Origin of the sequence: Psychrobacter sp. JCM 18903 (genome assembly GCF_000586475.1) — a bacterium.
GTDB lineage: Bacteria > Pseudomonadota > Gammaproteobacteria > Pseudomonadales > Moraxellaceae > Psychrobacter.
Window position 1 is genome coordinate 116,926 of the sequence record NZ_BAWJ01000006.1, and the last position, 25,492, is coordinate 142,417.

General features: G+C 42.0%; 20 protein-coding genes and 6 pseudogenes. 18 read left to right on the top strand and 8 right to left on the bottom strand.

Going from position 1 to position 25,492, the window contains the following annotated elements:
• Nucleotides 1-50: 50 nt before the first annotated feature.
• The 7 genes and pseudogenes from TT12_RS05930 (at nucleotide 51) to msrB (ending at nucleotide 5,805) form a co-directional block, all read left to right on the top strand.
• A pseudogene (locus TT12_RS05930) lies at nucleotides 51-1,081 on the top strand (ABC transporter permease).
• A 46-nt stretch (nucleotides 1,082-1,127) separates the two neighbouring features.
• Nucleotides 1,128-2,801: an ABC transporter ATP-binding protein gene (locus tag TT12_RS05935; RefSeq protein ID WP_045453068.1), complete on the top strand. Its 1,674-nt coding sequence runs from the start codon at nucleotides 1,128-1,130 to the stop codon at nucleotides 2,799-2,801.
• A gap of 222 nt (nucleotides 2,802-3,023) precedes the next feature.
• A complete protein-coding gene (locus tag TT12_RS18265; protein ID WP_279378811.1) occupies nucleotides 3,024-3,653 on the top strand; it encodes an iron-containing alcohol dehydrogenase in 630 nt (209 codons plus the stop codon).
• Nucleotides 3,641-4,138 (top strand): dehydroquinate synthase/iron-containing alcohol dehydrogenase family protein, encoded by a 498-nt coding sequence (locus TT12_RS18270; protein WP_279378812.1) that lies wholly within the window; start codon nucleotides 3,641-3,643, stop codon nucleotides 4,136-4,138. Before TT12_RS18265 ends, TT12_RS18270 begins: the two co-directional genes overlap by 13 nt.
• A gap of 8 nt (nucleotides 4,139-4,146) precedes the next feature.
• The gene (locus TT12_RS16780; protein ID WP_243443424.1) at nucleotides 4,147-4,326 is read left to right on the top strand and encodes a hypothetical protein; all 180 of its coding nucleotides are present in this window, start codon (nucleotides 4,147-4,149) and stop codon (nucleotides 4,324-4,326) included.
• A 457-nt stretch (nucleotides 4,327-4,783) separates the two neighbouring features.
• Nucleotides 4,784-5,509, top strand: a complete 726-nt coding sequence (msrA, locus tag TT12_RS19330; RefSeq protein WP_243443425.1) for a peptide-methionine (S)-S-oxide reductase MsrA — start codon at nucleotides 4,784-4,786, stop codon at nucleotides 5,507-5,509.
• Complete coding sequence (gene msrB / locus TT12_RS15370) at nucleotides 5,506-5,805, top strand: peptide-methionine (R)-S-oxide reductase MsrB (RefSeq protein ID WP_243443426.1); 300 nt, start codon at nucleotides 5,506-5,508, stop codon at nucleotides 5,803-5,805. The genes msrA and msrB overlap by 4 nt, the downstream gene beginning before the upstream one ends.
• Before the next feature lie 129 nt (nucleotides 5,806-5,934).
• On the opposite strand, the pseudogene folE reads toward msrB, so the two are convergent.
• Nucleotides 5,935-6,528, bottom strand: a pseudogene (gene folE, locus TT12_RS05950) (GTP cyclohydrolase I FolE).
• Nucleotides 6,529-6,881: 353 nt separating this feature from the next.
• On the opposite strand from folE, the pseudogene TT12_RS05955 reads away from it, so the two are divergent.
• Both TT12_RS05955 and TT12_RS05960 read left to right on the top strand, forming a co-directional pair.
• Nucleotides 6,882-7,687: pseudogene (locus TT12_RS05955) on the top strand (enoyl-ACP reductase FabI).
• Nucleotides 7,688-7,797: 110 nt separating this feature from the next.
• A pseudogene (locus TT12_RS05960) lies at nucleotides 7,798-8,492 on the top strand (YoaK family protein).
• A 64-nt stretch (nucleotides 8,493-8,556) separates the two neighbouring features.
• Here TT12_RS05960 and TT12_RS15375 read toward each other — a convergent pair.
• Nucleotides 8,557-8,715, bottom strand: coding sequence for a hypothetical protein (locus TT12_RS15375; RefSeq protein WP_201605741.1), 159 nt, complete (start codon nucleotides 8,713-8,715; stop codon nucleotides 8,557-8,559).
• Nucleotides 8,716-9,246: 531 nt separating this feature from the next.
• Here TT12_RS15375 and TT12_RS05965 point away from each other — a divergent pair.
• Together TT12_RS05965 and TT12_RS05970 are read left to right on the top strand one after the other, a co-directional pair.
• A pseudogene (locus TT12_RS05965) lies at nucleotides 9,247-10,667 on the top strand (SLC13 family permease).
• Nucleotides 10,668-10,808: 141 nt separating this feature from the next.
• The gene (locus tag TT12_RS05970; RefSeq protein ID WP_045452951.1) at nucleotides 10,809-11,618 is read left to right on the top strand and encodes a metallophosphoesterase family protein; all 810 of its coding nucleotides are present in this window, start codon (nucleotides 10,809-10,811) and stop codon (nucleotides 11,616-11,618) included.
• 40 nt (nucleotides 11,619-11,658) lie between these two features.
• Here TT12_RS05970 and TT12_RS05975 read toward each other — a convergent pair whose 3' ends face one another.
• The gene (locus TT12_RS05975; protein ID WP_207804006.1) at nucleotides 11,659-12,195 is read right to left on the bottom strand and encodes a hypothetical protein; all 537 of its coding nucleotides are present in this window, start codon (nucleotides 12,193-12,195) and stop codon (nucleotides 11,659-11,661) included.
• 41 nt (nucleotides 12,196-12,236) lie between these two features.
• Here TT12_RS05975 and TT12_RS05980 point away from each other — a divergent pair, with 41 nt between their 5' ends.
• The 5 genes and pseudogenes from TT12_RS05980 (at nucleotide 12,237) to TT12_RS06000 (ending at nucleotide 18,572) form a co-directional block, all read left to right on the top strand.
• Entirely contained in the window at nucleotides 12,237-12,830 is a 594-nt protein-coding gene (locus TT12_RS05980) for a DUF1543 domain-containing protein (RefSeq protein ID WP_045452955.1), read from the top strand.
• 1 nt (nucleotide 12,831) lies between these two features.
• Nucleotides 12,832-13,149 carry a hypothetical protein gene (locus TT12_RS05985; protein ID WP_045452957.1) on the top strand — a complete coding sequence of 106 codons (318 nt, stop codon included), beginning with the start codon at nucleotides 12,832-12,834 and terminating at the stop codon, nucleotides 13,147-13,149.
• A gap of 97 nt (nucleotides 13,150-13,246) precedes the next feature.
• Nucleotides 13,247-13,660 (top strand): hypothetical protein, encoded by a 414-nt coding sequence (locus TT12_RS05990; protein WP_045452959.1) that lies wholly within the window; start codon nucleotides 13,247-13,249, stop codon nucleotides 13,658-13,660.
• Between the two features lie 183 nt (nucleotides 13,661-13,843).
• Nucleotides 13,844-18,028: pseudogene (hrpA, locus tag TT12_RS05995) on the top strand (ATP-dependent RNA helicase HrpA).
• Nucleotides 18,029-18,251: 223 nt separating this feature from the next.
• Nucleotides 18,252-18,572, top strand: coding sequence for a hypothetical protein (locus TT12_RS06000; protein ID WP_045452962.1), 321 nt, complete (start codon nucleotides 18,252-18,254; stop codon nucleotides 18,570-18,572).
• A gap of 211 nt (nucleotides 18,573-18,783) precedes the next feature.
• Here the strand turns inward: TT12_RS06000 and TT12_RS06005 are convergent, their stop codons facing one another.
• Together TT12_RS06005 and TT12_RS06010 are read right to left on the bottom strand one after the other, a co-directional pair.
• A complete protein-coding gene (locus TT12_RS06005; RefSeq protein WP_045452966.1) occupies nucleotides 18,784-19,113 on the bottom strand; it encodes a hypothetical protein in 330 nt (109 codons plus the stop codon).
• A gap of 291 nt (nucleotides 19,114-19,404) precedes the next feature.
• Nucleotides 19,405-20,262 carry an AraC family transcriptional regulator gene (locus TT12_RS06010; protein WP_045452969.1) on the bottom strand — a complete coding sequence of 286 codons (858 nt, stop codon included), beginning with the start codon at nucleotides 20,260-20,262 and terminating at the stop codon, nucleotides 19,405-19,407.
• A gap of 185 nt (nucleotides 20,263-20,447) precedes the next feature.
• Between TT12_RS06010 and TT12_RS06015 the strand changes: the two genes are divergently transcribed.
• Nucleotides 20,448-20,861 (top strand): organic hydroperoxide resistance protein, encoded by a 414-nt coding sequence (locus tag TT12_RS06015; RefSeq protein WP_045452972.1) that lies wholly within the window; start codon nucleotides 20,448-20,450, stop codon nucleotides 20,859-20,861.
• Between the two features lie 290 nt (nucleotides 20,862-21,151).
• Here the strand turns inward: TT12_RS06015 and TT12_RS06020 are convergent, their stop codons facing one another.
• Together TT12_RS06020 and TT12_RS06025 are read right to left on the bottom strand one after the other, a co-directional pair.
• Nucleotides 21,152-21,523 (bottom strand): MliC family protein, encoded by a 372-nt coding sequence (locus TT12_RS06020; RefSeq protein ID WP_045452975.1) that lies wholly within the window; start codon nucleotides 21,521-21,523, stop codon nucleotides 21,152-21,154.
• Nucleotides 21,524-21,700: 177 nt separating this feature from the next.
• Complete coding sequence (locus TT12_RS06025) at nucleotides 21,701-22,621, bottom strand: DMT family transporter (protein ID WP_045452978.1); 921 nt, start codon at nucleotides 22,619-22,621, stop codon at nucleotides 21,701-21,703.
• Between the two features lie 342 nt (nucleotides 22,622-22,963).
• On the opposite strand from TT12_RS06025, the gene TT12_RS06030 reads away from it, so the two are divergent.
• Nucleotides 22,964-23,647 carry a DUF421 domain-containing protein gene (locus TT12_RS06030; protein ID WP_045452982.1) on the top strand — a complete coding sequence of 228 codons (684 nt, stop codon included), beginning with the start codon at nucleotides 22,964-22,966 and terminating at the stop codon, nucleotides 23,645-23,647.
• 136 nt (nucleotides 23,648-23,783) lie between these two features.
• Here TT12_RS06030 and creD read toward each other — a convergent pair whose 3' ends face one another.
• Nucleotides 23,784-25,376, bottom strand: coding sequence for a cell envelope integrity protein CreD (gene creD, locus TT12_RS06035; protein ID WP_045452986.1), 1,593 nt, complete (start codon nucleotides 25,374-25,376; stop codon nucleotides 23,784-23,786).
• Nucleotides 25,377-25,492 lie beyond the last annotated feature (116 nt).

The following is a 25,492-nucleotide window of genomic DNA, read 5'->3' on the forward strand; positions in this document are numbered from 1 at the left end:
TGTCAAGTTATCCATTACCTTCAACGCCTTCATCTGCATCTCCTATCTCTATGCCAAAAAAACGTCGCCTAAATCCTATCTGGCAGGCACGCCTAAACCGCTTTCGCCGTAATCGTCTAGGCGTCGTATCATTATTCATTTTTGCGCTGATATTCGTCATTTGTATGGCAGCCAATGTGATTGCCAATGACAAGCCGCTACTAGTGAAGTATCAAGGCGATTATTACTTTCCTGTCCTAAAGGCTATCCTGAAACGGCTTTTGGTGGGGTGTTTGAGACTGAAGCCAATTATAAAGACCCTGCGGTGCAAACGCTGATTAATGAGCAGGGTTTTTACATTATGCCGCCGATTCCATTTGCCGATCAGACACCAAACGTTGAGCTGGGTATTCCATATCCAGCAGCGCCCAACAGCCAGAACTGGCTTGGTACTGATGACTTGGGTCGCGACGTGTTGGCACGGATACTTTATGGCATGCGGGTGTCATTATTGTTCGGCTTAGCATTGACACTTGCTGGGGCAGTGATTGGTATTATCGTCGGTGCAATACAAGGTTATTACGGTGGTTGGATAGATTTGGCAGGGCAGCGCTTCATGGAAGTATGGGGCGGTATGCCGCAGCTGTTTATGATTATTATTTTGGTCAGCTTATTCAGCCCTAGTATCTTCATGCTATTTGCAATGATGTTATTATTTGGTTGGATGGGACTGGTTGGTTTGGTACGGGCAGAGTTTTTGCGCGCGCGTAACTTTGACTATGTACGTGCCGCGCGTAATCTTGGCGTTTCGGACAGTCAAATTATGCTTAGACATATTTTGCCCAATGCCCTAGCGTCAAGTTTGTCACAGCTACCATTTATATTGACAGCTAATATTATCGCTTTAACAGCATTAGATTTCTTAGGTTATGGCTTGCCGCCTGGATCACCGTCGCTCGGCGAGCTGATGGTACAAGGTAAAAATAACCTCGATGCACCATGGCTTGCGCTATCTGGTTTTTTTAGTTTGACCTTTATTTTATCACTGCTAATATTCGTTGGCGAAGCGCTACGTGATGCGTTTGATCCGAGGCGCTCCTGATATGACAACTGATGATGTGATTACTGATAGTTTGACAACTACTAATATGACGATTGCTACTGAGCAAAATGCCCATTTACATGATAGTCATAGCAATAACCAAAATAAGCTGATGCTGACCGTGGATAAGCTGAGCATTGTTACCAATACTGGCGTAACGTTAGTTGATAATCTGTCTTATGCGCTGCGGCAAGGACGAACCCTTGCTATCGTAGGTGAATCAGGCTCTGGAAAATCCATTGCAAGTCTCGCGCTATTAGGCTTATTGCCAGACAGTTTGACTGTTAGCGGTGAGGTGAAGCTAGCAGGGTTGACGGTGCTACCGATAGCCAATGCCAATGTTAGTGCTAAGGCACGTAACGCTGCGCTGCGCTCTATTCGTGGGCAGCGCATCGGCATGGTGTTTCAAGAACCGATGACGGCGCTCAATCCACTACATACAGTTGCCAAACAAATTGCTGAATCACTACGTCTAGTTGGTGTGCTCAAGAAACAATGGCAAAGCCAAACAATCGATTTACTAAATGATGTCAATATTACCAATCCGATTGATAAGTTGAACCGCTATCCGCACGAGCTATCAGGTGGTCAACGTCAACGGGTCATGATTGCCATGGCATTAGCACAGCAGCCAGATATTTTAATCGCTGATGAGCCGACTACCGCGCTTGATGTGACTCTGCAACATGAGATTCTTGCTCTATTAGATGATCTTAAGCGTCAGCATAATATGGCGATGGTGCTTATTAGCCATGACCTCAATCTGGTCAGGCGCTACAGTGATGACGTCATCGTCATGCGCCAAGGTAAAACGATTGAGCAAGGGCAAACCGCAGCGGTGTTTAACCAGCCTAAAGCCGAATATACCCGCTCGCTAATCAAACAAGACTTTGGCCAAGCACTGAACTTCTCTAATGATGATAAAATTCAGCAATCAACTGTATTGCAAGTCAGCAATTTACAAGTACAGTTTCCCATTGAAAAAAGTCTGTTTGGTGGTACTAAGCGCTGGTTTGATGCGGTAAAAAATGTCGATATGACGCTACAGAAAGGGTGGGCGTTAGGCATTGTAGGTGAGTCCGGCTCTGGCAAAACCACGATAGCGCTTGCATTAAGTCAATTGCTTAGCAATCAAGCGCGTGTGGGTGGCGAAATAATGGTCAATGGACAAGATATTTCAGTATTGTCCAAGGGTGAGCTACGTCAGTTTCGCTCGCAAATTCAAATGGTATTTCAAGACCCCTTTGCCAGTATCAATCCACGTATGACGGTGATGCAAATCATTGAAGAAGGATTGCTCGTACAAGGCGTTGATAAGGCAGCACGGCAGCAGGCGGTGATGGATAGCCTTACTACCGTGCATCTGCCAGCTGAGTTTTCGCATCGCTATCCGCATGAGCTATCAGGTGGTCAACGTCAACGGGTAGCACTTGCTCGCGCACTCATTATGCAGCCGAGTCTATTGATATTGGATGAGCCGACGTCCGCGCTTGATAGTACCACGCAGGTCACTGTAGTTAGCTTGCTGCGTGAAATTCAGGAAAAATTGCAAATCAGTTATGTGTTTATTAGTCATGACTTAAAAGTGGTGCGCGCCTTATGTCAGCAAATTATGGTGCTTAAAGATGGCATATGTATTGAGTCTGGACGTACTGAAGATGTTTTTAATAGCCCACAGCATCCCTATGCGCAGCAGTTGCTGCAGGCGAGTATGATTTAGCTTAGCCAAAAAGAGTTAAGCAGATAGAGCCAAATAAGCAGAACATGGCAGTTCATACTAATTGCGATATCCTAAAAATAGCAGTGATACAATAAGTTAAACAGACGTTCACTTTAGTTAGATGCTTAAATTTGTTTAATTTTTAGTTAAAGAGCAGTTTAAATTGCTGCTTTAAAGGATTGTCATCGCTATTATTACCATCATTAAAAAGGATTTTTACTCATGAAAAAACAAAATAGTATTGTTAAATTAGTAAATAACAAGTTAGTAAATACCAATGGATTGCAGCAAGTTGGTTATTTAGCCGTTGCTAAAACACGCGCTAAAGTCTTAAAAGCGTTCGCTTATGTTGTTCCAATTAGAAGACCAATGCTATTTGTCGGTGAGAGCTCTTGTGAAGAGCTATGTGATATGGCTATCAACGAAGGCAGCACCAATGTATTTATCGTTACTGATGCCGTGCTTAATAAGCTTGGCATTCCAGCCAAAGTGACTGATTATCTAGATAGCAAAAATATCAGCTATACCGTTTATGACGGCATTACCCCAGACCCTACTTTTAACGTTGTCGAAGAGGGACTGCGAAAATCTATCGATGCTAAGTGCGATTCGATTATTGCCATCGGTGGTGGTTCGGTCATTGATGCGGCTAAGATGATTGCGATGTCACAAGGCAATAGCTGCAAGCCGCAACAGCTTATCGGCATTCTTAAAGCCAGAAAGCCTTCGATGCCGCTTTATTGTATTCCTACCACGGCTGGCACAGGTTCAGAAGCAACCCTTGGTGCAGTAGTATCAGACGATAAAACGCATCAAAAAGCGCTGTCTATTGACCAAGAATGGTGCCATTAGCAGCGGCTATTGACCCTGTTATTATGAAAGGCATGCCTGCTCATATCACAGCAGATACGGGTATTGATGTATTGACCCATGCGTTAGAAGCTTGGATGAGTGCTAATGCGAGCGTCGAGACCGATTATTATGCGGCTTCTGCGGTCAAATCTGTGATGCAAAACCTACCGCTGGTCTATAAAGACGGCGGCAATCTTAAAGCCAGAGAAGCAATGGGTATTGCCGCTCATTACGGCGGTATCGCCTTTAATAAAGCGGGTCTTGGTTATGTGCATGCTATCGCTCACCAGTTAGGCGCGCACTATAGTATTCCTCACGGTCGTGCCAATGCCATCGTGCTGCCGTATGTGCTTGATGTCAATTGTCAAGGAAGTAAAAAAAGACTGGCAGAGTTGGCTAGAAAAACAGGTATGGTAAAATCGGGACAAGCTAGCAAGAGTGATGCTGAGATTGCGACGACCTCATCGCGCAAGTACGTGAACTGATTGCCACCTTGAATATCGATCCAACGGTGAAAGGCATGCAAAGCAGTGATTTTGATAAAATTGCCAAAGCCGCTGCAAAAGAAGTCAGTGATACCTATGCCGTACCAACGTATCTATCAGCGTCTGAAATCAAGGCTATTTTAACCAAGATTCAGCAAGCCAGTGATGAGCGTTCTGCTGCAAAATAAAAGAATAACTAAGCTATATTGATATAATATAAAAGAGCACACTACGCTGTCCGTAATGTGCTCTTTTTTTAATAATCATACTTTGTAGCAAACTTATCTTATTAAGAAATTGTGTATAATTTAGGATTATACTGTTTAATTATATTAAATAATATCTAATTACTGTTAAATTTTTATAACAATATAGGTATAGTTTAGTGAGGTCAAAGAGTTATCATAGTTTAGTGAGGTCAAAGAGTTATCATAGTTATATTATATTACTTTTAGGAGGTATCGATGAATCATAAATTAAAGACGGGTGCTATTACGATGGCTGTAGCAGCATCAGTATGGTTTTCGTTGGCTGTGCTGCCACCGAAAATACGCCCGCTGTGAAAAATACTGCCATCGATAATCCTTATGCGCCAACGGATCCAAATCTCGCAGTTGCTACGGTGCTGGCGGTTGTTTTTGGTGCGTGGAAGCGGGTTATGAAAAAATACCTGGCGTTGTAGAAGTGGTCTCTGGCTATACCGGCGGTCAATCGACCAATCCAACTTATAGCACTGTATCAGCAGGCGGCACAGGGCATACTGAAGCGGCCCAAGTCTATTATGACCCGACGAAAATCACCTATAATGGTATCGTTCAAGCATTATGGCGAATTGGGGATCCTACCGATGACAAAGGTCAGTTTGTAGATCGTGGTACTCAGTATCGTCCCGCTATTTTTTATAATAATGCACAAGAAAAGCAGATAGCAGAAGCTGCTAAGCAATCACTGCAAGACTCTGGTATCTATAGCAAACCAGTTGTGATTGAAATTGTTGCTGCTAGCAAGTTTTACTCTGCTGAAGAGTATCATCAAGATTATTATAAGAAAAACCCAATCCGCTATAAGGCTTATACCTTTAATTCTGGGCGCTATCAGTTTATCGAAAATGTCTATGGTAAAGACTACGAGCTGGATTTTAGCCAGTTTAAACCTACGGCGGCAGATAGCGTACAGGCAACATCAAACAATGCGTCTGCTACTAAAGCTAGTACAGGATTCAATCCAGATACCTTTGTGAAGCCTGCACAGGATGAGCTAAAGCAGTCACTCAGTGACATTCAATATAAAGTCACTCAAAAAGACGGCACCGAACGCGCTTTTGATAATGAATATTGGGATAATAAAGCGCCTGGCTGTATGTCGATGTGATATCGGGGGAGCCACTATATTCCTCTCGTGATCAATACAAATCTGGCACTGGCTGGCCAAGCTTTACCCGTCCATTGAGCACGGATATGGTCGTTGAGAGGGAAGACCGAGGTATATTCGGCACCCGTACCGAGATTCGTAGTCGCTATGCAGACTCACACGTCGGTCATGTATTTGACGATGGTCCGGCACCGACGGGTAAACGCTACTGTATGAATTCAGCGGCAATGCGTTTTATTCCACTGGCACAGATGGAAGCAGAAGGTTATGGCAATTGGATTGCTGAAGTAAGCTAGGTTAGTTAAGCCTCGTTATATTGTAATCAAGGATTGATTGCTAATTATTAATGATAGCTATATTGAAAGGTACGCATTAAAAAAGGATACTTAAGTATCCTTTTTTATTATCTATGGTTATTTGAAGCGTTAGAATGCAGGCTGACGTCTAGGGATCGCACTCAAAAACTCATTGCGCGCTTGATTGTCATGGACAAATTCACCCAACATCGATGTTGTACGTGTGGTGGATTGCTGCTTATTTACGCCGCGCATCATCATACACATATGTGCTGCATCCATCACTACTGCTACACCGCGACAGCCAGTGACATCCATGATAGTTTGTGCCACTTGTTCGCTTAAATTTTCTTGAACTTGCAAGCGGCGGGCGAACATGTCGACGATACGGGCAAATTTTGATAAGCCAGTACTTGACCATTGGGTAAATAGCCTACATGAGCGATACCATGAAAAGGCAGCATATGATGTTCGCACAATGAATAAAATTCAATATTCTGTACCAATACCAGCTCGCGATTGCTCGATGGAAACAGGCGTCGTTGACGATTCATCCAAGCTTTGATGATAACCTTGGGTTAAATGTGCAAAAGCTTTCGCGGCACGCATCGGCGTTTCTTCAAGACCGGGACGCTGTAAGTCCTCGCCAGTTGAGAGAATCAGTTGACGATAAGACTCAACGCTTTCTTGGTAATTTGATGCTATTGTTGGGGTGTTACTCATAAGTTTGGCAGCCATCCAAAATGTGGGTGTAGCTTAACGCTAAATCCCTAATTACGAACAGTTACAAATAACTGTTGTAAAGGATTTTTATAAAAATTGTGCAAGCTGGGAAGGGCTGTGATTATACTTGAAATCTACTTAACTTCATACTGCTGTGGCGAGCAGTTGGGCGTTTAATCGATATTAGAAGACATTATAAGGGAATACAGTTTACGACTGTTTACTTAAATTAATTCGTGTATAATGACTTATTTTATAATTTATGCTTTTTACGCTGTGATATTCATCGTATCTAATCACTCTAAATAACCTAATATGATTAAATAATTTTGATCGACCCAAAAGGAAATATTATGCTACTACAAGGACAACGATTTGTCGTGACAGGCATTGCGAGCAAACTGTCTATCGCTTGGGCTATCGCTGAGGCACTGCACCGTGAAGGTGCCTCATTAATTCTCACTTATCCTAATGATAAGATCAAAAAGCGTGTCGATATGGCAGCGGAGAAATTCGAAGCAGATTTGGTACTTGAGTGTGATGTGGCGTCTGATGAGTCTATCGCTGCCTGCTTTGAGCAAGTCACTGCCCATTGGGTGATGGAATCGATGGTGTGGTACATGCGATTGGCTTTGCACCGATGGATCAGCTTGATGGCGATTTTGTTAAGGCGACGACCCGTGAAGGCAGTCAAATTGCCCATGATATCTCAAGCTATAGTTTTGTGGCATTAGCCAAAGAAGCTCGTGCTTTATTGGCCATGCGTCACGGTTCGATGCTGACATTGACATATGAAGGTAGTATCTCGGTATTGCCAAACTACAACGTCATGGGTATGGCAAAGGCCAGCCTTGAAGCCAGTGTTCGCTATTTGGCTACTTCGATGGGCGGTGAAGGCATTCGTGTCAATGCGATCTCAGCAGGTCCTATTCGCACACTTGCCGCCAGTGGTATCAAATCATTCCGTAAAATGCTCGATATCAGCGAAAAAATCGCGCCGCTACAACGTAATATCACACAAACCGAAGTTGGTAATGCGGCGCTTTTCTTGCTATCACCTTGGGCATCTGGTATTACCGGCGAGATTATGTTTGTTGACGCAGGTTTTAATACCGTTGCTATCAGTGAGCAATTAATGATGCTTGATGAGCCGAAATAATGCTTTTCAATAGTCGGTTGTAGGGTTTTATACATCAGGAAGGCAGCCAATCGGTTGCCTTTTTTGGTTATAATAGATGCTTTTTGGTGATAAGCCATTAGGCGGCGAATATGATAACCAAATTACCAAAGTGGATATTGTGGGGCGGGGCAGTATTGGCATTCAGTGCTGGCTGTGTTAACACTGCTGCGTTAATGGGGTTTACCAATCTATCGGTTTCTCATGTCACTGGCAACGTAAGCTTATTTGCAGCGGCTATTGCTTACTTGGATGTGCGTAGTATCTTGTATATCGGTGCGCTGCTATTGTCTTTTTTGGCAGGTGCGATACTGAGCGGTTATGTGATTGGGCAGACATCATTAAAGTTAGGTAGGCGCTATGGTAGTGCGCTATATATCGAGGCGGCACTGCTAATGGCCAGCTACTGGTTGTATCAGCAGCATGATTATTTAGGACAGTTGGCAGCGGCAATGGCATGCGGATTACAGAATGCATGGTAGCGACTTATAGTGGCGCGGTTATTCGTACCACCCATTTGACAGGTTTGACATCAGATATGGGCGCAGCGATTGGCAACTGGTTGGCGGGTCGATCGATCAGCAAACCGACATTAGGGTTCCAAGCCATTATTTGGTATTGCTTTTGCGGTGGCAGCGCCGTTGGAGCATTTTTATTCGCCAAGGTTGGTTATGAAGCGCTATTTGTACCCATTGCTATCGTCTTGACGGCAGCATTTATATATAACTACGTCTCAGATCGCCTGCCAGAAAAAAGAGAGCCAAAACATAAAAGGCGCTTGTCATAACAATAAGCACCTTTCATGTTCTGGTTTTTTTATATTGTAGCTTGGGATAATCTAAAATGTTCGCTTACTTCTCATCTTCATGGTCTTCATGTTCATGCATGCCCTGCATCATATCGAGTGCAGAGTCATCGGTACGCTGCTGATCTTTTTTAGCCAAACCGTCTTGATTGATATCTCTCGGTGCCATTTTAGTGGTTGAATCTGTTCTATTTGCATCTGTCATAAAGTGCTCCTATTTATTGTTATTCATTTTTCGATATAAATACTAATAAAAAATAGTTGTTAAGCTATTACTGGTATTAGAAATTTATTTTGACTTATTTAGTATGAGATAGCACCATACGCTTGTACATACTAAGTGTACGCTTGTTTAGTGACGATGTGTAACCGCATATCACAAGGCTTGCTGTTTAATGAAAAGCAATTACTTGGTTATCAGTTGCTCTCACTCCCTCTTAGAGTTCGGTTCAAAAATAAAAAACTCATGAGATAAATGTCATCTCTATAAAGTACCGTTTTAAGGTACATTTCCTAAAACGCATTAAAGTAATTCTTTACCTATGAAATAACCATATTTATTGCAAATTTTATAGGGGCTTTTTTATAAAGGCTTTGTTGTATCAGATTTTTGTTATATATCTGTTATGATAACGGCGTATTTTTTGCGGTTGCTGGTTGAACTACCGTCAATCGCTAACATGCGTTTTTATTTTAGCGTCTTTTTACACTGTCTTTGGGAAAATAAGGACATTTTATGTCAGAGCAAAAATTAGATAGCCATCTTCCTGATGATGGCAATGAGTATTTATTTACCGATACCTTTCCAAAGGGTACTGGTAAAGGGTTGATAGTGGTCGCTATTGCGGCGGTTATCAGTATGATTATTTATAATGTATTGCCATTCGATATCAATGCCAATAAGGGTCTTGCCTTATTGTTCTTCATCGGCGTATTGTGGCTAACGGAAGCGTTGCACGTCACGATTACGGCACTATTGGTAGTCGTGGTTGGTGCCCTAGTGGGTATACCAGAATTCGATGCTGAAATAGGCTTACAAAGCTTTGCCAATCCGACCATTTATTTGTTTTTTGGTGGTTTTGCTTTAGCGGCAGCCTTGCATGTGCAGCAATTGGATAAAAAAATTGCCCTGAAGATTTTATCGATGTCAGGTGGCAAATTAAGCACAGCGGTATTTTTGATATTTGGCGTGACCGCATTTTTGTCGATGTGGATATCGAATACTGCGACGGCGGCGATGATGTTGCCATTAGCGCTGGGTATTTTAACGCAAGTTGACCGTGAAAAAGACCGAGGCACTTTTGTATTTGTACTATTAGGTATCGCTTACTCAGCAAGCTTGGTGGTTTAGGTACGATCGTTGGTTCGCCGCCAAATGCTATCGCTGCAAAAGCGCTCAATATTGCTTTTGTGGACTGGATGAAGTTTGGTGTGCCGATGATGCTGGTATTATTGCCGCTATTGTTAGGTGCAATGTATGTGTTTTTGAAGCCCAACCTGAATCGTAAAATTGTACTGGTTGAAGATGAACCTATTGTATGGAATAAACCTCGCGTAGTGACGATTATCGTCTTTATTGTCACCGCATTGAGCTGGATTTTCTCCAAAAAGATCGGCGCCGCGCTTGATATTACAGATACTGACGCGGTTATTGCCTTATCAGCTGCTGCCGCTGTGGTCAGCTTAGGCTTGGTATCGTGGAAACAAGTGTCTGATAATACGGATTGGGGCGTACTCATGCTGTTCGGCGGTGGTATTGCCCTGTCGACGATTCTGAAAGTGTCAGGTGCCTCTTTGGTATTGGGGGAGACGGTCGCTAATGCGTTGTCTTCTGCACCGCTTATCGTGGTGATGATTGCGGTATCAGCATTTATTATTTTCTTAACGGAGTTTGCTTCTAATACCGCTTCTGCCGCACTGCTGGTTCCCGTATTTGCTGCCATTGCAGAGCAGATGGGTTTACCACACGAAGTGTTGGTATTAGTCATCGGTATTGGTGCATCTTGTGCCTTTATGCTACCCGTTGCGACACCGCCAAATGCGATTGTCTTTGGTACGGGATTGATTAAACAGAGCGAAATGATCCGTACGGGTGTCATTCTTAATATCATTGCTACCTTTGTCGTCGGATTGTGGGCTTATTTCTTCTTAATATAGTTTATCAATCACATTAATCATAATTTATGAAACCCAATGTCTCAATAATCACGAGCCATTGGGTTTTTTTGTTTCTCTTTTCTATTCCTTTTTACAATTAGTCGATGTATAACATAGTGATTTGTTAGGAAAATAAATAGGATGGCGCACTCTAACTCTAACTCCAACTCTAATAACAAGCAATTAAATACTATCGCGGCTATTTCTGACATTCATAGTAATGTCTTCGCGCTTGAAGCCGTGCTGACTGATATTAAACAGTGCGATATTGATCAAATTGTTAATCTGGGCGATATTTTATACGGACCGATTGCCCCTAAAGATACCTATGCGCTCTTAATGGCACAGCAGAACGATATCATTACTATTCGAGGTAATCAGGATAGACAGATTTATGAAGCGACAACGGCGGAGATTGGCAACAACGCAACCATGGCTTTTATCATAGAGGACTTGCCTAAAGCAGCGGTTAAGTGGCTGCAGAATTTGCCGTTTGATTGTCACTTAAGTGAGAATATTTATTTGTGCCATGGGTCACCAACCGATGACATGGTATATTTGTTAGAAAATATTGAGACGGGTCAGCCGACCTTACGTAATAATCTAGATATTTTGGCACAGCTTAACGGTATTGGCAGTTCAGTGATCATATGTGGTCATACTCATATTCCACGTACAGTCACGCTATCGACAGGTCAGATAATCATCAATACAGGTAGCGTGGGTTACCCTGCTTATAAAGATGATTTGCCTATTTTGCATAAGATGCAAACCTATTCGCCCCATGCCAGTTATGCGCTTATCAAATGTGCTGACACTGAACAAGGTAAATGCTGGCAAGTTGAGCATATCAAGGTGCCTTATGATTATGAAGCTGCGGCTAAATTGGCTTCAATGAACGGTCGCGAAGATTGGGCGTTTGCACTGAGAACAGGGCGAGTATTGCCTTGATGAGCAATTAAATATATAAGTATCAGGATTTTGCCTATTTTTAGCATGATTTACTAAGTTGCAAGCTATCATATGCATCAATATCTCTATGACCACACCAAGCCTCTTTCAATGTGGGTAGCGCTTGAATATCTATTTGCCTAAAAAAACCGTCTACATTAAGCTGTCGATAATTTGGTCCTCGCTCCATTAGTTGATTAGAAAATAAAGAAAAGCTTGCAACTGGCGTCTCAGAATAGCTATAGATATGAATACTAATAACATTAGCTCCCTCTTTGCCGCCTAGACCTTCACGCCAAAAACCATGGCTTTGACTGTTTATCTCATCGACTATGGCTTGCATTTTTTCAGGCTGATGCTTTGCGTCGTAAGATAGTAGAATAGGGTTTGAATAAGGGTTCTCAATTTCAACTTTGCTGATGTCATGATAAGTAGCTCTTGATGTTAAGCTTGATTCTTTATTTGTACAGGAAGTTAAACACAACACTATTGGCAAAAATATAGTCGCTATAAACGTCAGCTTAATAGCTATCAGAATGCCATATTGATCCTTTTTATATGATTTATCTAACATCACACATTTTACTCAGAAGTTATTAACGTACAAGGTAATTCTTTATGCCAACACTCTTTATGGTACAACTTGGTGGTCGCCCCAAAGGTCGTTTGATTGAGCAGCATGATATTTTCTTTGGTGTGGCCAATCAGGTGCGCGAGCTGGTAGAAGATATCAATCACCACTGGCCTGAAGTCAAAAACAAATGGCATATTGATTCATACAGAGCGATTACCAAAGTGGGAAACCATACTGTTAAATTGATCGAGTCAAACAATCAAACAGCGAATGATAACGGTTTAAAACTGTTCTTTATTAATTTAGGCGGCTATCAGCAGGGGAGTTTTGAAGAGTTTCATCATAAACTGCTTATCGTCGCTGCTACTCAAGCAGAGGCTATTAAACAAGCCAAACACAGTACATTTTATAAAGAATTTACTTTTAAAGATAAAGACACACCTTTTAATGCCGCATCGCACATTGATGATAAATTTCAGGTAGATATCGATGATGTATACAACGTCAATGATCTTGTCTCAAACATACAGATTTTAATTGAGCCTATGATTCATAATAGTCACAAACTTGCAAATGCTGATGAAGATAAAGAGTATGTTGGTTATCTAAGTATCAAAAATTTAAGGAAGTTACCCTAATATGGCTTTAAATCTGTATTATAAAAATGGCATGATTCGCAAATCGCGTTGCCAAATCTCTGATGAGCTATTACCCACCCTTTATCAGATTCATGATAATGCTAAGTTTCCACAACTCACTTGGCTAATTGATAATGTGTATGAAAATCCGCAGATTCAACCTGATGTCGCACAAGCATTAGCTGATGAAATGGTAGCGTTTGAGAGGTTAATACTTTCGCTGCATCTGCCTTTTCCTAGGCTGCCATTACAAAAGTTGCAGAATTTCTTTATGGGGGCTGCTATTCGTCAACAGATTATTTATAAAAGTAGCATGTGAGCTGACAAATAATTTATTCATAAAAATAGAATAGGACTGGCAGGTTTGAAAAATTTGATAAAATGTCACTACTGAACCACGAATTTACGAATCTTTTATGATCTATCAATGCATCACAGAAGAGGGTGATCATTTACGTTTGGATGTGATCAATAGCGATATTGGTTATATGCTCAAGTATTATTTCGCCACCCAAGGTAATCCTTTAAGGTTAGAGGCGCAGCAAGCGACTGAGGATACCTATTATACAACTCTTTCTAATGGTACTAATCTCGTTATGCGGGATCCGAATAATTATTATGAGCTGACACAGTTTGAAGATAGCGATACCTCTTTTTATATTATTAATGCCATTACTGGTCAGGAGATGAATCATTTTTCTTGTGAGAATAACTCGATTGAAAATGATCAGTATGCTTTGATTGCTCAGATGGAGCCAGAGCATTTTAAGTTTAAGCCTATGACTAATGAGCTTAGAAATATTTTGACTGAGCGTTTTGAAAATAGATAATAGTCTGCATAGTTGCCAAGCAAACACTATAACCACCTTGAATCACGCCCAAATTACCCTCATAATCTAACCACTTCCAAACAATAAATAGCCTAAGTAAATATGCCGACTGAAAACAACACCGATGAGCTTAGATTCGATGAATTAAGTAAATTAGCAAACACAAGTGACGATAATTCAAATATGACAGAAAACAGTAATAAAGCGTCTTCACAACCTGATATGGTTGTTGATTTACCAGTACTCGCTAAAGATAGTTATTATTTAAGTCGTCTCGAGCGTGAGCTGGCAAGGGCTGCTGTGGCTAAAAATAAAAAAGTTTCTGACGATAAAGCGGATGATGGGCTAACTAAAAAACGTGCGCAGTATGAAAAAATTAAGACCCGCTCACAGCAAGCGGTGCAGGCACGTATGGATAGTATTCCAGACAAACTGGCAGAAAAACTGAATCTTGATTTGCCCGTGAGCCAACGTGCAGAAGATTTAGTACAGGCAATTATTGATCACCAAGTCATTATTGTTGCAGGGGAGACAGGTTCTGGTAAGACGACGCAATTGCCCAAGCTGGCAATGCTGGCAGGTCGCGGTATCACTGGACAGATAGGGCATACCCAGCCTCGACGATTGGCCGCGCGCAGTGTGGCAAACCGTATCGCTGAAGAATTGGGCGAGCAGCTCGGTAATACTGTCAGCTTCAAGATTCGCTTTAATGAGCAGGGTACGGCGCAATCTGTGGTTAAGCTGATGACCGATGGTATCTTGCTGGCTGAATTGGGTCACGATAGATTCTTAAGTAAATACGATACTATCATTATTGATGAGGCGCATGAACGTAGCTTAAACATTGATTTTATTATGGGTTACCTGAAAAAGCTACTGCCCAAGCGCCTGATTTAAAAGTGATTATTACCTCAGCAACACTTGATACTAAACGCTTTAGTGAATACTTTAGCCGCTATGATAATAAGCTAAAACGCAACGTACCTGCGCCTATTTTTAATGTCGAAGGTCGTAGTTTCCTGTTGAAGTTCGTTACCGTCCGCTGACCGATGAGCCAGTGAACAGCTCCGATGATGACAGCTACGATGACTTTGAAGAAAATCTGCCACGTGCGGTCGTAGCCGCCGTCGAAGAATGCTTTAGCGATGCACAAAATAAAGGTCATGCTGACCAAGCGGACATTCTCATATTTGCAGCGACAGAAGCTGAGATTCGTGAGCTACAAGAGGTGCTTGAGCGTCATGGGCCAAAGCATACAGAAGTGCTGCCACTATTTGCACGGCAGACTTATGAAGAGCAGCAGCGCATCTTTCAGCCCTCAGGTCGTGGTCGGCGTATCGTTATCGCGACCAACGTTGCCGAGACTGCGCTGACCGTACCGGGTATTCGCTATGTGATTGACTTGGGTTTTGCGCGGATTTCTCGTTATTCGTATCGCTCACGCGTACAGCGTCTACCGATTGAGGCGATCTCGCAAGCGGCTGCCAATCAGCGTAAAGGTCGTTGTGGTCGTGTCGCACCAGGGGTTTGTATTCGTCTGTATAGTGAAGAGGACTTTACCGGTCGTCCAGAATTTACCGAACCTGAGATTTTACGGACCAATCTTGCATCCGTTATTTTACAGATGGCCAATCTGCGTTTAGGTAGCGTTGATGATTTTGCCTTTATTGAGCCCCCTGACAGTCGCTTGGTTACTGATGGTCATAAATTGCTTGATGAGTTAGGCGCGATTACCTCTAAAAATGAAGCAACTGCTGCTCATCAAACCAATAAGCCAACACCAAAAAAAGGTCTCGACCATTTAAGCCTGACGCCCACTGGGCAAAAAATGGCGCGTATGCCAATCGATCCAAGGCTAGCACGTATGTTGGTTGCGGGCAGTGATTTTGATTGTATCCGTGAGATGCTGATTGTAGTAGCGGCTCTTGCTGTACAGGATCCACGCGAGCGTCCTGCCAATAAACGCCAGCAAGCCGACCAAAAGCATGCGGAATTTCGTCAAGATGATTCTGACTTTTTATTCTATTTGAGCCTGTGGAAAGCCCTATTTGAAAAAGATGAAGATGGCAATAAGTTGTCAGGCAATCAGCGTAAGAATTTTACCAAGAAAAACTATCTGAGCTTCCCGCGTGTACGTGAGTGGAATCAAACCCATCGTCAGTTAGTACAAATGGTCACAGACCTTAAGCTTACGGATGTTAAAGAGGCAAAAGCTTCCGATAAAGGCGCTAATAAAAATTCTTCGTTAGAAACATGACCAGCGACCCTACCGCGATAGAAGATGAAGAACTCAAAGCGGTTAAATATGCCAATTTACACCGCGCATTATTGACAGGTCTATTGTCTACGATTGCGCACAAAACTGAGAATCGCGGTGAATACTTAGCAGCTCGCCAGCAAAAAGCCAAAATATTCCCAGCCAGTACGGTATTTAAACAAGTACCGCCTTGGGTCATGGCTTTTGAAGTGGTCGAAACCTCGCAAGTCTTTATGCGCACCGTTGCTAAAATTGAACCAGAATGGATTATCTCAGCGGCAGGCGACTTATTAAAATATCACTACTTTGAGCCGCATTGGTCGAAAAAGACTGGACGAGTGAAAGCCTATGCGCAGATTAGTCTGTTTGGTCTCATAATCATTAGTAAGCAGCTGACCAATTATGAGCAAGTGAACTTAGTTGAGTCACGAGAAATCTTCATTCGTGATGGTCTGGTGACTGGTAATTTGGGGCGTCAAGCACCATTTTTACAGCATAATATGGATAAAATTGCCGACATTGAACGCATTGAAGATAAGTTACGTCGCCGTGATTTGTTGGTTGACGAAGAAGCACTGTATCAATTTTATGATAAAAAAATACCTGAGCATATTGCCAGTCGCAAAGCCTTTGAAGATTGGCGTGCCGAGGTTGAAAAAACTGATGCCAAATATCTATTCTTTACCGATGATGACGTGCTCAATAGCCAAGCACCGACCACAGGCGATTTCCCAGAAATGTGGAAATTGGGTGATTTAAAACTACCGCTACGTTATGTCTTTGATCCGTCCAGCGATGATGATGGCGTGACCATTCGTGTGCCACTTGCCGCGCTACCGCAGCTTGATGCGATCGAACTATTGTGGGGCGTACCCGGTTGGCGTTATGAGCTAGTATTGCAGTTGCTTAAGTCACTACCAAAGGATATCCGCCGTCAAATTGTACCGATTCCTGATACAGCCGATAGCTTGTTTGATGAACTGCAACCTGCTGGTGGACAAGGATTGCTCAAGCAGCTTTGCCAAGCCCTAAATCGTCGCGGCGTTATGTCAGTGACGCCTGATAGCTTTAATCCCTCTAGCATTGATCGCTATTTACAGCCGCAAATCTGTGTGGTCGACGACAAAAACCGCATTATCGAAAAGGGTCGCGACCTGCAAACGCTACAGATTCGTCATGCTTCTGAAACCCGCCAAGCGGTGAATGAGCAGCAAGGCACGCATACTGAATTCCCTGAGCATTTTGCCTTTAGCAAAAATCATCATAGTGCAGGGGTGGTGATGAAGCAGTTTGCTGCTTTGGTCGCAGATGTGTCAGGTGAAGCAGTATCGATTCATCAATATACCGATGTCAATGCAGCGTTGCAGGCACACCGTATCGGCGTTTTGACCCTGATAAAAGGTAAGCTTGGTGCGAAGAAAAAACAGCTCACCAGCCAAATTGATAAAATATTCAAATTGGCATTCGCGCCACTTGGTGATATGGAGAAGCTAAAAACCATCGTCATCGATGCGGCATTGGATGCGTCGCTCGAAGAGCATTATGTGTTATTTGACCACAGTGCTGATTTGCCTGAAAGTGCTGATGATACTGCCGTAGCGCTTGCTGAAGAATTGCCCTTTACGCCAAAGGAGTATGAAAAAACCTTGGAAGTGGTGTCGGGTAACTTTCTATTGACAGGTCAAAACGTCATAAAAATCCTGAAAAATGTTTATACTCGCTGGCAGCGTATTCGCCAAAGCTTACTCATGCTCGATCGAGAGGTATTTGGTGAGTCTATCGAAGATATCGAAGACCAGCTAGAAGACTTGCACTTGGCTGATTTTGTTTATCGTATGGATTATAGCCATTGGCAGCAGTATCCGCGCTATCTAGAGGCGCTTGAAATTCGTATCGAACGGCTTGAGCACAATCTCGAATCCGATCTCGAAGGGGTATACGCGCTTGATGTGCATATGGAGCGGCTGGCAAATTGTGCCAACGATAAAGCCATTAGTGAGTATCGCTGGATGGTCGAGGAGTATCGTATTCAGCTATTCGCGCAACCGATGAAAACCCACATGGCAGTGTCACCGAAGCGCCTAAGCAAGATGTGGGATAAAATGAGTTAAGGATCGATTTGAGTTTTAAAATTTGCTAATTGACAACATATGACAATTGTCTTGTATAGCTCTTTGATTTAGTCGATAATATTTGATTAAATGAAAGAGCTATTATTTTTTATACCAACGTTTTTTGCATGTTACCTAATATATTGATGTAAGTTTTTGAGCAGGATAAAAAATAATGATTAAATGTAGATTGATAATACTAGCATTTGCATCAACTATATTTATGAGTACGGGCTCTGATGAAACACAAGCCAGTAATAATGAAAATGTGAAGGTATTTGTGCCAACAAGCGTAGAAAAAGAAGTGCAGTTACTAGGCAGTTTTAAAAGAAGCTTTGAAGTTCATGAGTTCGTTTCTGATAACATTATTTACTATGTGTCAGACCCAAAGCAATTATTAATTAAAGATTCAAAAAGTCTCAATCAAAAAGGCTATTACAAATATTTCGAAACTTGCGTCATTGGTAACATTAGCCCCATCGGTCAATATGGGCCTCTAGGCAAATATCAAAATCAAATAACTATTCGTGAGATTTGCGCGTAGCTTTGATAGAGTAGGTTATCGAATGGATACTCTACTGATTTTAAGTAACCAACCCTCACTCACTATCGATAAAAAGGCTGGATTAGCAATTGCTAACTCAGCCTTTTTTTGAGTGTCATTGTTTTTCTGCGATGGACAAATCTTTTATGAAGCAAAAAAGCAAAGGTGGCGTCATATGACCTTTGCTCTAAAATTTAGCACCTGAGTAAAATTAGTGGCTGATCTTTTCTGTCAGCACACCCATACTATAAAGCACGAATGCTATAACGGTCAGTGCTACAATAAATGGCGTGAGTATCCAAATCACCACGTTGATCAATAATGAGGGCAATAATCCGTTAAATAATACCGTGTTTGATGTAAAAAAGTCCGTCATAACGTCGACTGAACGCTTAGCTACGGGGAATAACAAGGTGCTTAGTGCCAGCATATAAATATACTTGCTAAAACCAGGGTCGCTCATGACCACCATAAAATAAAACACCAAAAAATAAGTGACACCCAATGCCCAGCATTTGAGAGTATAGCTTAGACGAATCATGTTAGTGCCTCCCGAAATATTCTGACGATCACACGTAGAAAAATTATTATAATAGTTGCAAAGTTATGAATATATTTTATATGTTATAATATGAATATATAGATCAAGTCAACTGTTTTCTTCTTGAGTAAGATATTTCGTCGTTTGTTCGGATGGCAAGAGGGAGGGTGTAGGAATCTGCTAAACAGATAATTACATTGTGTACGCAGTTGCTTATGAAGCTGTCAAGCGCAGAGGAATTGCTTTAGTCAGAAACCATTATAGTAGGGGCATTATGGTAGAAGCATCATGTTAGACATTTAACTCACTGCTTGGATTTACTCCAAATAACCGCTTATATTCACGGCTAAATTGGCTGGGACTTTCATAGCCTACTTGCATGGCGATTTGCGATACTTGTGCCTCGCCGAGTTGAATCAGCTGCCGCGCTTTCATCAATCGTAGGCTTTTTTGATATTGAAGCGGGCTTAGTTGAGTGATTTCTTTAAAATGTTGATGAAATCCCGACACACTCATACCGCATCGACTGGCCAAATCTTCTATGATGACGGGCTCTTCTAAATGCGCTTTTAGCCAATCGGTGGCTTGGGCAATACGGTGGGTGTGACTGCCATTAACCACCAGTTGCCGAAGCTTATGACCTTGCTGTGCTGAGAGCAGCCGATAATAAATTTCTTGCTGAATTAAAGGTGATAAAAATTCTATATCATTTGGATAATTAAGCAAGTCTATCAGCCGCTCGAATGCAGTTAATATGGTGTCTTCTAATGGCCATTTTATACCTTGATGCTCATAATCGGCATTTTTCTGAGGTGTTATTTTTGCCATGACCTCACGAATGAGAGCCAGATTTAATTTCATAGACAATACGATGACAGGCTTCTCTACAGTGGCGTGTTTGATATGCATGCTTATAGGAATATTGACAGGGCAGAACATCAGGCTGCTGTCATCAAATTTCTGGCAATCTGTACCTAAGTAAATTTCACGCGTGCCTTGTAAAACGATACATATACTAGGTTCTTGGATATAGCTGATAGTCTTTCTTGGTGTGTCGGCACAATAAAAAAACAAGCCTGAAATGTCTGATTCGATGGTTTGGTTTTTGGGTAACATACTAAGTAGCTGCTCTACCGTTTTCGTTTTCATGATTTATGCTTACTTTATAATTTGCCTAATGATATAAATATTTATAGGAATAGGCAAGGACTCTGGAGTAATGCTCTACCGGATTAGCGTGCTCACTTCTATAATGATGGCATCAAAACGCAGTAAGATTGATTTGCAGCGTTTTGCACAATACCAATAACACGCCAATCCATAAGGAATATATGATGAAAATTTTCTATAAAACGCGAGCAACGGCAACGGGTGGTCGTTCTGGTCATACAGGTCTTGACGATGGTTCGCTAGCTTTTGATCTGGTCTCTTTTCAAGAAACAGAAAAGGAAGGTGTCAATCCAGAGCAGCTTTTTGCAATGGGTTATGCGGCTTGTTTTGATAGTGCTTTAAATCTGACCGCCCAGCAAATGAAACTGCCAATCACTGCCTCAAAAACCTCGACCCAAGTGGGTATTGGTATGAAAGCCGATGGTAGATATAACCTAGATATAGATTTGTATGTTGAAGTGTCGGGCATTGATGACGCTCAAGCGCAAACACTGGTCGAAACAGCTCATCAAGTTTGCCCATACTCTAATGCTACTCGCGGTAATGTCGATGCACGTTTGCATGTGACCGTGGTTTAACGGTCAGCAGTAGTTAATACCTAACGACTGATTCAACAGCTGTTCTAATAACTATAAACAAATATAAAAACGACATGATTTTCAACTGCTTGGGTACATAAAGTATTCAGGCAGTTTTTTATTGAGTGATTCAACGTTGATCAAGATTAAATTATCAAGCATGAAAAGTTAAGTACAAAAAAGAGCCAGTAGTTTGACTACTGGCTTTTTTGTTTTAAATAGATGTGAATAAAAACATGGATTTTATTCAAATAACCACCACGTATTATTTACGCTTGTTTCTAGGGTTATTATAGTTGGCAGTTCACTTGGTATTGTTGACCATTGTCTGATTTGATGGTCATGATGCCGTAATCCGCTTTGGTGTGCCAATCGTAAGTGGTTTTAGGGTTAACATTATTGACATAACGAGCGCCAGAACCTGATACTGCTTGCTCCATGGTGATTTTTGCGTTGGTTAAGCCAACTTTAGGCAAGGTCACGTTTAGGTTAGCAGTTTGACCATTGGCAGTGTAGGCAGCAGTGAGTTGACCGTTGTCTTCACAAGTGAATGATTGGGCTACTGGCTGAGTATTGGTCTCTGAGATCGTAGTAGTTGGTGCATTAGTGGCACAGGCAGACAATAATAGAGCAAAAGGTGCTACGGCTAATAATTTTTTCATAATATGCCTCAAAAGTATCGGTAAAAGTAGGTTGTTACTTCAAGCAACATGATACCGTAGAGAATGTAACTTCATGTTGTGTTTGAGGGCTATGGTAGTAATCTTATCTGTCTTTTTTATCACTAAGCATTTTAGTCTTTATTAGCCTATTAATTTTGAATAACGAATGAGGATATTTCACGTAGGGGCTTTTTCTCTATTTAAAATAAATACCAATACTGCACCCAAGATAACCGAGCTTGCTATAACGAATGGCACGGTCAATTGCTCAGATAGAAATACCACGCCTAATATCGCAGCCAGTATAGGGACACACAGTTGTACAACTGCTGCTTGGGTGTTTTTTAACAAAGGCATGGCCATATACCAGATGCTATAGCCTATACCGGATGCGATCGCTCCTGATGCACAGGCCAAAAGTACTCCCTTGATAGTAATGTCACCTAAATTGATGTTTTCCAAGCCTATATTGTCTAAATAAGTCATGCTTATCACTAACAGTATGGGCGCTGCTATCAGACTCCGAATGAAATTAAAACCTGTGGCTCGCAGCGGCGACACGCATGATTTGCCGCGTATGCTATATATGCCCCAAGCGGCACCACTGATTGCCATAAGCACCGCCGCCAGTAACGAAGGCACCGCTGCTGACGGTAGCATCAAATAGACAAACCCTGCTACCGCTACGATAAATGCCAGCCATTGTAAGCCGCTCAATTGCTCTTTCTTATAGATGCCCCAACCAATCATCGTCAGCTGAACCGCTGAAAATAGAATCAGCGCTCCTGTACCAGTATCCAACTCTACATAAGCAATCGAAAAGCATAGCGCATAAATCACTAAGCTCACGCTGCTTAACCAACTGCCTTTATCGTTTAAAATAGCAGCGTGAACAATACTGTCAGACTCTCGCACGTGCTGTCGTAACCGATAAGCATGAATGGTCATGATAATACCTAGGCAGACAGCAGCGCTCAGCAGGCGCAAGATGGTAAAGCTCCAAGCATCTATATGACCCTCTGCTAACGCCATCCGGCAAAAGAGAGAGTTTGCAGCAAAGGCGATTAATGCAATAACGGTGTACAAGGTGGCTTTCAAAAATAATTCCTACAATAAAGAAGCTGGTTTTTTAATAAAATAGGCAAATTCGACCTTTAGGGATGTTGTTATTACCGCTTTTTTACCAGCAAAAATACTGGAAAAAGTGCCAAAAATTAGTTACTAGTTGCCAATTGGGAGGTGTCTTACAACAGAGCCTATTTTATTGCACTCGTAGGTAAAAGTATTTTTTAAATTGGACTGATGATAGTTGAATTAACAATAAAGGCCGACTGCAAAAGTGATGTGATGTGATGTGATGTGGGTCAAGCGCATATTCAGAACGATTGCTTAAATGAATCGTCATAAATCAAATAAAAACAATAGATAGGAAAAAGTAATATGGACTGGGCAAGTATTTTTATTCATGACACCACTTGGGCATTTGCGCTTGAGATATTGGTGCGTGTCAGCGTCATGTTTGTGCTGATTATCTCGTTTTTGCGTTTGACGGGCAAACGCGGCGTCCGTCAGCTGTCAATCTTTGAGTTGACCATTATTTTATCATTGGGCTCTATCGCAGGTGACCCTATGTTTAACGAGGATTTGCCGATTATTCAGGCGGTACTGGTCATGAGCGCCGTTATCGTGCTTTATCGATTGTGCACGTGGATCATGATGGAATTTCAACCTTTTGAGGATTTATTAGAAGGGAAATCGCTCTATATTGTAGAAGACGGAATGCTGGTACTCGATAAGATTAAAAAGGGTAAAATGTCTCATGATGAGTTTTTTACTGAAATGCGCCAACAAGGGGTTGAGCATTTGGGTCAAGTGCGTACAGGCTTGCTAGAGACAGACGGTAATTTTAGTATATTGTTATATCCGCCTGAAAACACTGGCTACGGTATGCCGCTTTTCCCTAAGCAGTATCAACCTGTCGAAGAGATAGAGTCAGAGACATATTATGCATGTATGCATTGCGGCTATGTCGATCATATATCTGACCCCAATCAGCTCTGTGAACGCTGTGAAAATGGATGTCGAGACTGGGCAAAGGCCTTGAATAGTGAGATCGTTAGATGATAATAAATGAGATGATAGCTATATTAAATTATCTATGAGTAGATCGAGCGGTCTTATGTTGGCAGGCTTAATAATAGCCAACTATACCAACGTAAGACAGCCCTAGACTAAACGCTTTTAACATGCCCTATCTGAGTTAGGTAATTTTATACCAATCAATTTTACGCGTCATGATCATCACGCAAGCGAGTAGCACAAAACAGAAGACAGCACCAAGCAATAAATTCATATCTTCGGTGGTTAATATACCGAAAAACGCCGCATACAATCCTGCCAGTGTGACAGTAAAAATCGCCGCTCGCTTGACGCCGCCCAGTACATAATAAGTATACCAACCAATGAGTCCAACACAGGCGCTGGCAGCAATGGCATACGCTTTCCAAAAGACAATTTGCTCAGCAAGTGGTAATAGTAAGACATAAAACACAAACAGCGCACAACCGACCAACAGATATTGAATAGGGTGAATACGGCTGGATTTGATCACTTCAAATAAGAAGAAAGTGCCAAATGATACTAAGATTAATAATAAGGCATATTTCATCGTTCGTTCAGTTTGTAAATACACATCATTAGGCTCAGCAAAACTCACACCAAAGCTGTTCAGGCGTACGTTTCGATAGCTATCAGGTATGGCAGTAGCTTCTGCTGTAGCAGCGCCTTCCATTGCTATAAGTGCATCACCAGAAGCCATTGACTGGCTGTTGTTATCAAGAGTGGCTTGACTGGTGACGACACATCGGTTGTTGGCTATGCTGATACACTGCGACAAATCTTGATTGTTGGCTATTGTTAAATACTGATTTTGCCAACTGGCTTCAAAACCTTTAGCGGTAAGTTTCTTGGCATTGGGGAGCGCCTTACCAATAAAGTTTGGCGCATGCCAATTACTGCGCATCGTTAAGTTAAAGTTTTGTCCAGTCGGTACAGTGTTTACATTGCTAATACCAGCTAACGGTAAATCAATGACGATTTCTGTACTGGTTAGTGATTCGCTAGCACCGTTCGTAGCAAAGGCGTTATTGCCATTCTGCTGGCTCGTTATATTTTTTACTGAACGCTGTAATATATTTTGCGGAATAGCTACTTCTACATAGGTCAGATTTTTCAGCAGCGCTGTCTGAGGGTAGGTCGCTTTTATCGGTTTTTTATTAATGGTCACCGTTGGTAGCGTCGCCACGCCGCGCAGATCTGATACTGGAATAATCAATTTTGCTGCATTCCAGTGGATAATGGTTTTTTCGGGCTGGGTGTTATTTTTATTGGCGGGTGTACTGACAGAACCTTGTGCGTCACTAGTTTTGCTCGTAGTGTCATATAAGCTGCTGATGGTTTGATCAAATGTATAGCTTTGGTCAAATGTCAACGCACCATCATAACTGGTCGCATGATAGATGCCACGTTTGTAGGTATCAGTGCTGACCTCAAGATCTTGTATGGCTTGGGTCTGACTGGCAAAGACAATTTCATTTTTTGAGTAAGATGGTGCACATTTACTGGTTGTTTCAGGTGCTGTAATCTGACATTCAGGCGTAATCGTGGTAGGTATGATGATAAATGGGGTGATGACTTCTTGCGGATTGACGTGCTGCTGGGCAATTTCTTTGACCACCGACGCGGCATAATTTTGTCGTTCGTAGATCACTGAGCCAATCATACCGAGACCGATGGCAAAAGTAATACAAAGTCCGGCGATGATGGACAATTTCGTCAATAGTGTTTTTTGCATGAAAGCTCCTCATATGAATCTTTAGTCCAAAACTGTGCATATAACAGTCAGTAGGTTCAAAGAAGATCATAGAGGAGAGATGAAGAAAAAATATGTAAGAACGATGGAGAGTGTGT

Coding starts and splice junctions, on each gene's coding strand:
- TT12_RS05970 (WP_045452951.1), top strand. CDS start 10,809: ATGGCGCACTCTAACTCTAACTCCAACTCTAATAACAAGCAATTAAAT.
- TT12_RS18270 (WP_279378812.1), top strand. CDS start 3,641: ATGGTGCCATTAGCAGCGGCTATTGACCCTGTTATTATGAAAGGCATG.
- TT12_RS05935 (WP_045453068.1), top strand. CDS start 1,128: ATGACGATTGCTACTGAGCAAAATGCCCATTTACATGATAGTCATAGC.
- TT12_RS18265 (WP_279378811.1), top strand. CDS start 3,024: ATGAAAAAACAAAATAGTATTGTTAAATTAGTAAATAACAAGTTAGTA.
- TT12_RS06010 (WP_045452969.1), bottom strand. CDS start 20,262: ATGAAAACGAAAACGGTAGAGCAGCTACTTAGTATGTTACCCAAAAAC.
- TT12_RS05980 (WP_045452955.1), top strand. CDS start 12,237: ATGCCAACACTCTTTATGGTACAACTTGGTGGTCGCCCCAAAGGTCGT.
- TT12_RS06015 (WP_045452972.1), top strand. CDS start 20,448: ATGAAAATTTTCTATAAAACGCGAGCAACGGCAACGGGTGGTCGTTCT.
- TT12_RS06020 (WP_045452975.1), bottom strand. CDS start 21,523: ATGAAAAAATTATTAGCCGTAGCACCTTTTGCTCTATTATTGTCTGCC.
- TT12_RS05990 (WP_045452959.1), top strand. CDS start 13,247: ATGATCTATCAATGCATCACAGAAGAGGGTGATCATTTACGTTTGGAT.
- TT12_RS06005 (WP_045452966.1), bottom strand. CDS start 19,113: ATGATTCGTCTAAGCTATACTCTCAAATGCTGGGCATTGGGTGTCACT.
- TT12_RS05985 (WP_045452957.1), top strand. CDS start 12,832: ATGGCTTTAAATCTGTATTATAAAAATGGCATGATTCGCAAATCGCGT.
- creD (WP_045452986.1), bottom strand. CDS start 25,376: ATGCAAAAAACACTATTGACGAAATTGTCCATCATCGCCGGACTTTGT.
- TT12_RS15375 (WP_201605741.1), bottom strand. CDS start 8,715: ATGACAGATGCAAATAGAACAGATTCAACCACTAAAATGGCACCGAGA.
- TT12_RS06000 (WP_045452962.1), top strand. CDS start 18,252: ATGAGTACGGGCTCTGATGAAACACAAGCCAGTAATAATGAAAATGTG.
- TT12_RS06030 (WP_045452982.1), top strand. CDS start 22,964: ATGGACTGGGCAAGTATTTTTATTCATGACACCACTTGGGCATTTGCG.